Source organism: Trichococcus sp., assembly GCF_049589555.1.
Lineage (GTDB): Bacteria > Bacillota > Bacilli > Lactobacillales > Aerococcaceae > Trichococcus.
Genome location: NZ_JBAWAZ010000158.1, coordinates 1 through 6,473 on the forward strand (window position 1 = coordinate 1; position 6,473 = coordinate 6,473).

Here is a 6,473-nt window from a genome sequence, read left to right on the forward strand (position 1 = left end):
TGTTCCGGGACTATCCGGTGCTGACGCGTTCGGCCAGCTTCCGCAACAACGGAGCCGAAGATATCCATCTGAACAAAGCTTTGAGCATGTCCATCGATTTTCCGGATGCTGATTTTGATATGATCCAACTGCCGGGTGCCTGGGGAAGGGAACGTCAAATCGTGCGCACGCCGCTTGTCCGCGGCATCCACACGCTTGACAGCAAGCGCGGAACCACGAGCCATGCCTATCAGCCGTTCGTGGCTTTGGCCGATAAAACGGCGACGGAAGACCAAGGAGCGGTCTACGGTTTCCATTTCGTCTACAGCGGCGAATTCAGGGCCAATGTCGAAGTCGACACCTACGCGCAGACGCGTGTCCAGATGGGGATCAATCCGGCCCATTTCCAATGGCACTTACCTGTTGGAGAACTGTTCCAGACGCCGGAAGTCGTGTTGGTCTACAGCGAAACTGGCTTGAATGGTTTATCTCAGACTCTGCATCCGTTCTACCAAAAACATCTGATCCGTGGCCAGCATCAGTTTGCGGAGCGCCCGGTCCTCATCAACAATTGGGAAGGCACCTATTTCGATTTCACAGCTGAAAAGATCGAGGCCATGGCCGATGAAGCGGCTGCTTTGGGGGTCGAACTGTTCGTGCTTGATGATGGTTGGTTCGGCAAGCGGGACGCCGATTATTCTTCGTTAGGCGATTGGCACATTCACACTGCCAAATTGCCGGCTGGATTGAAGCAACTTGCAGAGAACATCAAGGCGAAGGACATGCTGTTCGGTTTGTGGTTCGAACCGGAAATGATTTCCGAAGACAGCGAGCTTTACCGCGCCCATCCGGACTGGTGCATCCATACGCCCGGCAGAGAAAAGTCACTTAGCCGTAGCCAGTATGTGATTGATTTCAGTCGCAAGGAAGTACGCGACAATATTCTGGCGCAGATGATGGAAGTTTTGGATGAAGTACCGATCGACTACATCAAATGGGACTACAACCGCAACATGACCGAAATCGGAACTGCCGCTCCAGGCGCGTTGCCGGGGGAAGTGCTGCACAAATACATGCTGGGTCTTTATGAAGTGATGGAGGCGCTGGTGACGAAATATCCGAATATCCTCTTTGAAAGCTGCTCAGGCGGCGGTGGACGCTTCGACCCGGGTATCCTCTACTACATGCCGCAGACTTGGACCAGCGACAACACCGATGCGGTGGCGCGTCTGGAGATCCAATACGGCACCAGCCTGATCATGCCGATCTCGAGCATGGGTTCGCACGTATCGGCTGTTCCGAACCATCAAGTGCACCGCATGACTTCGATGAAGATGCGCGGGGATGTGGCGATGGCCGGCAATCTGGGCTACGAACTGGACGTCACAACGCTTTCCGAAGCAGAGAAACAAGAGATGAAGGAGCAGATCAGCTTCTACAAGGAACACCGCGGACTCGTCCAATACGGCGCCTTCCATCGCATCCTCAGTCCTTTCGAAACGCAGAACGAGGCCGCTTGGATCTTCGTGAGTCCCGAGCAGGACGAGGCGCTCTATTTCTACTACCGGGTTCTGGACCGGGCCAACCTGAAGAAGAAAAAAGTGCTGTTCAAAGGCTTGGACACTACTAAATTCTACAACGTCAGCGGATATGAAGGGGCCATCGGCGGGGATGAGCTGATGAACCGAGGACTTTATCTGAAGGATGCCCTGCAAGGGGATTACCAGAGTGTCTGTTTGGTGCTGAAGGAAACACAATCTGTTTAAAACGCAAAAAAGCAGGAGTCTGTCTCGAAAATGAGATAGCCTCCTGCTTTTTTGTCAGTCCAAATATTCTTTTTCAAAAGTCTTCGTGCTGCGCACAGTGTCGAATTGGCGGACCAAGCTTTCGATCTCTTCGCGGGAATTGCGGAATTTAGGCGGCAAGGCCAAGCGTTCGCCCAATGTCTCGTAAGGCTCTTCATCATCGATGAACCCCGGACCTTCCGTCGCAAATTCGAGAAGGATTCCTTGGGCAATATTGGCGTAGAGCGATTCGAAGTAGAAGCGATCGACATAGCCGGATATCGGGAAGCGATAGGATCCCATATGCTCGATCCATTCTTCCAATTCTTTGCGGTCCTTCACGCGGAAAGCCATGTGGTGGACGCTGCCGAAACCTTGCTGGGCTTGGCCCATCGTAGCGTTGTGCTCCACGATCATGCGGCCGCCGTTTCCGCCTTCTCCCACTTCGAAGAGATGTACGTCGCCATCGGAAGCGGCATGGCGGAAGCCCAAGACAGTCTCCAATACTTGCTTGTAGAAATTGAAATCGGCGATGCGGACGAAAATCGGTCCCAAACCGCGGATGCCGTACTCATTCGGAACCGGGCCTTTTTGCCACGGAATCCCGGGAGCCACGCCGGTATCCGACTCATCGGAAACCAACTGATAGAGCTGCTCATCGAAGTCCTGGAAGTCGATCACCCGGCGGCCGAACTGTTCATAAATGCCGGAATGCGTGATATCGTATTTGTCGAAACGTTTCACCCAGTAGGCCAGCGCTTCATCTGAAGGGACGCGCAGGCCGGTCTTGAAGATTTCGTTGGTCCCTCTGACGCCTTTCGGGATCCCGGGGAAATCGAAGAAAGTTATGTCCGTACCGGCACTGCCGCGGTCATCGGCGAAGAAAAGGTGATAGGTCTGGATATCATCCTGGTTGACGGTTTTTTTGACCAAGCGCATGCCAAGGATGTTCGTGAAAAAGGCGTAGTTCTTTTCGGCGCTGCTTGTGATGGCGGTGACGTGGTGGATTCCTCTTAATGTGTTCATGAATCGGTTCCTCATTTCATAATGTATTCTGTTTCGTATATTCCTAATTCGAGATATATAGCCAAAAAAAGAAATCAGCAATCAGCTAACTTAATGTCAGTATACCGGCGTCCGATTCAAGATGCAAGCATTTTGCCCCGCCAAGAAGAAAACGGCACTCGGGAGGCGTCCCAAAGGGCAAACGGAAGGGAAGCATGTATAATGAGATTATCAAAAAGCAATTTGTGGACTACAACAAAACTAGAATGAACGAAAGGCAGTGAGCGCATGGCAGGAAATGGATTGATGATGCAATATTTTGAATGGTATTTGGATGATGACGGTCAATTATGGAATCGCCTGAAGGAGGATGCCAAGCATCTGAAGGGATTGGGCATCACAGCTGTCTGGACTCCTCCGGCCTACAAAGCGACAGGGACGAATGACACAGGCTACGGCGTCTACGATCTCTACGATTTGGGTGAATTCGATCAAAAAGGGGCCGTCCGCACAAAATACGGAACCAAGGAAGAATACTTGGCTGCGATCGAAGCCTTGCATGCGGAAGGGATCGCCGTCTATGCCGACGTCGTCCTGAACCATAAGGCCGGCGCTGATGAAACGGAACGCTTCCTTGCTTATGAAGTGAATCCCGACAATCGTCAGGAAAAAGAGACAAAATCCTATGAAATCGAAGGCTGGACGAAATTCACTTTCCCGGGTCGTGGCGACAAATATTCCGATTTCAAATGGTCCTGGGAGCATTTCACCGGAACGGACTTCAATAACGAGAACGGCAAGGAAGCCATCTATATGTTCAAAGGTTTCGAAAAAGGTTGGGCAGAAGACGAGAGCGTCGACAGCGAGCACGGCAATTACGATTATCTGATGTATACGGATATCGACTATGGCCATCCAGCAGTCGTCGAAGAAGTAAAAAAATGGGCGGACTGGTACATCAAGGAAACCGGTGTCGACGGCTTCCGCTTGGATGCCGTCAAACACATCAATGACCAGTTCGTACAGGATTTCGTGCAGACAATCCGCGCGCAGCATGGTGATGATTTTTATGTGGTCGGCGAATATTGGAAGTACCGTTATGGTGCCATCAAGGAATACTTGGAAGCGACCGACTTCACGTTCGACCTTTTTGACGTAGCTCTGCACCAAAATTTCCACGTCGCATCCCAACAAGGCAAGGATTACGATCTGCGGAATCTTTTCAATCAGACGTTGGTCGCCAAGAACCCGACCCATGCGGTCACGTTTGTCGATAACCACGATTCGCAACCGGGTCAAGCCCTGCAGTCCTTTGTGGAACCTTGGTTTACGCCTCTGGCATACGGCGTTACGCTCTTGCGCGAACAAGGCTTCCCGTGCTTGTTCTATGGCGATTACTACGGCATCAAAGGCCCGCATCCGGTCGATGGCCAGCAAACGTTCCTGGATAAACTGCTTTATCTGCGCGCCAATCATGCTTACGGCGAGCAGCGCGACTACTTCGACCACGGCAACTGCGTCGGCTGGACCCGTCTCGGGAATGAGGAGCATCCTTACGGTTTGGCGACGGTCCTTTCCAACAGCGAAGAGGGCTTTAAGGACATGTATGTAGGCGAGCAGTATGCCGGCCAGACTTTTGCTGACTACACGGGCAACCGCGAAGACAAAGTCGAAATCGGCGCGGACGGCAACGGGCATTTCCCTGTCAATGCCGGTTCGATTTCGGTCTGGGTCAAGGACGGCATCTCACCGGCGGAAGCCTTCGATAAGGATGCGGTGGAAGAGTAAATTTTTACCTAAGCGCTCTTCTCCGGCGAAGGGAGGCTTCGCCGGAGTTCGGGCCACATTCTGCTGATGTCCTCCGATGAAGGCTGCTTCGTCGTAGTTGAATGCGATTATTGTCGGTGTGCTCCGGTTGGAAGGTCCTTCACCGGAGCTGCGCCCGCATTCTTCCAGCGACCTCCTCCAGCCAAAACCCGCAAATACATCCATAAGAAAAAGGCGAGCCAATGACGGCTCGCCTTTTTCTATGGGGGAGGGTAGGTTAGAACTGGTAATCGTAATTAAGGTGATGCTGACCATCCTCTGGTTAAGGGATGGCGATCACGTCTTGGGATTGCTTGTCGAAGAAGTGGGACTTGTTCATGTTGAAGGCCAAATCAATGACTTCGCCTGGCGAATGGAAATCGCGTGCGTCCACACGGGAAATGAATTCTGTTCCGCCGACTTTACTGTAAAGCATGGTTTCAGCACCCAATAATTCGGATACGACCACTTCCGCTTTGACAGCCCAAGTCGGGTTGGTATCAATAACGATCTGCTCACTTTGGATATCTTCCGGACGGATGCCGAAAGTCAATTCTTTGCCGTTGTAGCCTTTATCTTCCAAGACTCTGCGTTTTCCGGCCGGTAAAGTCAATTTAAGACCTTCGCCGTTCGTGATGACGCCATCCTGCAAAGTTACGTTGAAGAAGTTCATGGCAGGCGATCCGATGAATCCGGCTACGAAGACGTTCACTGGTGTATCGTAGACTTCTTTCGGGCTGCCGATCTGCTGCACAAAACCATCCTTCATGATGACGATACGATCCGCCATGGTCATCGCTTCGGTTTGGTCATGGGTTACATAGATGGTTGTCGTGTTCAGGCGACGGTGTAATTTTGCGATTTCAGCACGCATGGCCACACGCAATTTTGCGTCCAAGTTTGATAACGGCTCATCCATCAGGAAGACTTTTGCGTCACGCACGATTGCGCGACCCAAAGCGACACGCTGTCTTTGACCACCGGAAAGTGCTGCCGGTTTGCGGTCCAAGTATTCCGTCAAGCCCAGGATGTCGGCTGCGTTATCAACGCGTTTTTTGATTTCGTCTTTGCTGTACTTTCTCAATTTCAGACCGAAAGCCATGTTGTCGAATACGGTCATATGCGGGTATAGTGCATAGTTCTGGAATACCATCGCGATATCGCGGTCTTTCGGTGCCACGTCGTTCATGACTGTATCGCCGATAACCAATTCGCCTTCCGAAATATCTTCCAAACCAGCGATCATACGCAACGTCGTAGACTTTCCGCAACCGGAAGGACCGACAAAGACGATGAATTCGCGATCTTGGATATGCAAGTTGAAATCTGTCACGGAATAATTAGGGGAATTGTCGTATTTTTTGTGGATGCTGTTCAATTGGATCTCTACCATTTTATTTGTACCTGCCTTTTGATTGTTTTTTGGTTTTCTTTTATGTCCTTATCTTATTTGAAAGCGGATTCCATAACCACGGGAAACTGCCCAAAAAAGGCGACAGTTTTTTGTGCACTATGCCGAAGGCGCTTTCTTGGCGCGGAAAGCTTTTAGAAAAACGACAGGAATTGGTCATGAAAAAGTCTCAATTCATTGCTATAGTTTGCATAGCGCTCGCTCCTGCAGAGTCAGGAAAGAGCAAGTGCACAACTAAACCGTGAAAAAGCGCCGTTGTTTTGGTAAAATGGTTCTTTGATACGTAAAAGATCGATACAGCGATACTAGAGAGAAAAAGGGGTTATGATCCATGAACAAAAGAGGGTTTGAAGTCATCAGCAGTTATGCCGATAAAAATATCCAATTGCCCAAGCGTGCAACGAAACACGCTGCGGGATACGATTTTGAAGCAGCCGAAGAAATCGTCTTGCCGGCGATCTGGAAAACGGTCGTGCAAAGCGCGGGAT

Annotated in this window: 5 protein-coding genes and 1 pseudogene; 3 read left to right on the forward strand and 3 right to left on the reverse strand. The window is 50.9% G+C overall.

Annotation, left to right across the window (positions count from 1 at the left end; all coding sequences use genetic code 11):
* On the forward strand, positions 1-1,745 hold a 1,745-nt coding region (locus WBV27_RS06210; protein ID WP_424200374.1), incomplete at its 5' end, for an alpha-galactosidase.
* 54 nt (positions 1,746-1,799) lie between these two features.
* Here the strand turns inward: WBV27_RS06210 and WBV27_RS06215 are convergent.
* Positions 1,800-2,789: a VOC family protein gene (locus WBV27_RS06215; RefSeq protein ID WP_424200376.1), complete on the reverse strand. Its 990-nt coding sequence runs from the start codon at positions 2,787-2,789 to the stop codon at positions 1,800-1,802.
* 267 nt (positions 2,790-3,056) lie between these two features.
* Between WBV27_RS06215 and WBV27_RS06220 the strand changes: the two genes are divergently transcribed.
* Entirely contained in the window at positions 3,057-4,556 is a 1,500-nt protein-coding gene (locus WBV27_RS06220; protein WP_424200378.1) for an alpha-amylase, read from the forward strand.
* On the opposite strand, the gene WBV27_RS06225 is transcribed toward WBV27_RS06220, so the two are convergent.
* Positions 4,515-4,850, reverse strand: a complete 336-nt coding sequence (locus WBV27_RS06225; RefSeq protein ID WP_424200380.1) for a hypothetical protein — start codon at positions 4,848-4,850, stop codon at positions 4,515-4,517. The genes WBV27_RS06220 and WBV27_RS06225 overlap by 42 nt on opposite strands.
* 7 nt (positions 4,851-4,857) lie before the next feature.
* Positions 4,858-5,967, reverse strand: a complete 1,110-nt coding sequence (locus WBV27_RS06230; RefSeq protein ID WP_424200382.1) for an ABC transporter ATP-binding protein — start codon at positions 5,965-5,967, stop codon at positions 4,858-4,860.
* A 349-nt stretch (positions 5,968-6,316) separates the two neighbouring features.
* Here WBV27_RS06230 and WBV27_RS06235 point away from each other — a divergent pair.
* A pseudogene (locus WBV27_RS06235) lies at positions 6,317-6,473 on the forward strand (dUTP diphosphatase); the annotation flags it as partial.